Origin of the sequence: Actinomyces sp. HMSC075C01, from assembly GCF_001812965.1 — a bacterium.
Classification (GTDB): Bacteria; Actinomycetota; Actinomycetes; order Actinomycetales; family Actinomycetaceae; genus Actinomyces; species Actinomyces acetigenes.
On record NZ_KV810949.1, the window covers coordinates 1 to 1471 of the forward strand.

Sequence of the window (1471 nt, forward strand, 5' to 3'; positions counted from 1 at the left end):
CCCAGCACTACACCCCACTCCTCGCAGTCCTCACGCACAACCCGTAGAGAACTCCTCCGTCAGGGCGGGATAGGTGCCGGCCTGGGCCACGGCCACGACATTGAGGCGCGGGTCCTCCGGACGAAGCAGCCTCTCCATCCACAGGTCGCGCGCCGCAGTGAGTCCGCGTGCGAGCCACCGCGCATTGACGAACTCCATGGCGTGCGTGCCCCCGGGGTAGACGTGCAGCTCGGCATCACCGCCATCGCGCCACACCCTCGAGGCGAAGGCGACATCCTCGTCCCGGAAGACCTCGGCGGAGGCCACCGAGATGAACAGCGGCGGCAGCCCGCCCAGCCACGTGGCGCGGGCGGGGGCCTCGTAGGGGGAGACCAGATCCGTACCGCGCCGCTCCCCCAGCGCAGCGTCCCAGGCGACGTTGTTGTACGCCGTCGGCCAGGTGCCGTCGTGCGGGTACTGACGCGCTGAGACCGAGCCCTGCCAGTGCGGCATGCCGGTGCGGTCATCCAGCATGGGGTAGTCCAGCAGCCCGCCGAGAACGGCCGGGCCCTGTCTGTCTCGTGCCATGAGCAGCGTACCGGCGCTCAGCCCTCCCCCGGCGCTCGGCCCGACGACGATGACGCGCCCTGGATCGGCACCGAGCTCCTCGGCGTGCTCGACCGCCCAGCACAGCGTGGTGTAGCAGTCCTCGACGCCGGCGGGTGCCGGATGCTCCGGGGCCAGACGGTACTCAGGACTGACGATGACGCCCCCGTACCTCCGCAGCCACGGGACAACGGTCGACAGACCGTTGAAACGGCACCCCATCACCAGCCCTCCCCCGTGCAGCGAGAGGAACAGAGGACCGGGGCGGCCCGCGCAGGCGCCCTGGGCGCTCCGTGCAACCGCGGCGGGGAGCGTCGTCCCGTCCTGACGAAGGACGTCAACGTCCTCCAGGTCGATGTCGGGATGTCTGAGCAGGAAACCCGCCCGGACCTCATCAGCCGGTGCACGCCAGCTCGGGATTATCTGCACCGTCATGGTCCCGAAGACGCCGAGCGACTCGATGCGTTCAAGCAGAGCTGCGGTAGCACTGTCGTAGGCAGGACGGGCGGGAAGCGCCTCATGCGGGTGGGGCATGCCGTAACTGTTGCACTATGAGCGCTATAGCGGCAACCCACTCACAATCAGTCACTGATCTGCGGTATCGGGGCCCGCCGCCGCCAGCCGGCCGACGTCGACTCCCACCCTCAGCGCAGCAGCCGCCCGGAGCCCCTCGAGATCGCACGAATGAGTACGATTCGACATTCACCAGCGTAAATGAACCAAAAGTCGGACAATGGGGCCATGCAGATGTCCCGCGGTGTCATGGCCGGCCTCACCACCACCCCGATGACTCAGTCATCCACGGCAATTTCCGAGATTAAGAACTACATTCTCACCAAGAGCCTGCATCCTGGTGATGCGTTGCCGACGGAGTCCCAGCTGTGCG

The 1471-nt window shown here is 67.6% G+C and carries 1 protein-coding gene; it reads right to left on the reverse strand.

What is annotated here, in order from left to right; all coding sequences use genetic code 11:
• Positions 1 to 30 precede the first annotated feature (30 nt).
• A complete protein-coding gene (locus HMPREF2883_RS02030; RefSeq protein ID WP_070658723.1) occupies positions 31 to 1119 on the reverse strand; it encodes an alpha/beta hydrolase in 1089 nt (362 codons plus the stop codon).
• Positions 1120 to 1471: the final 352 nt, after the last annotated feature.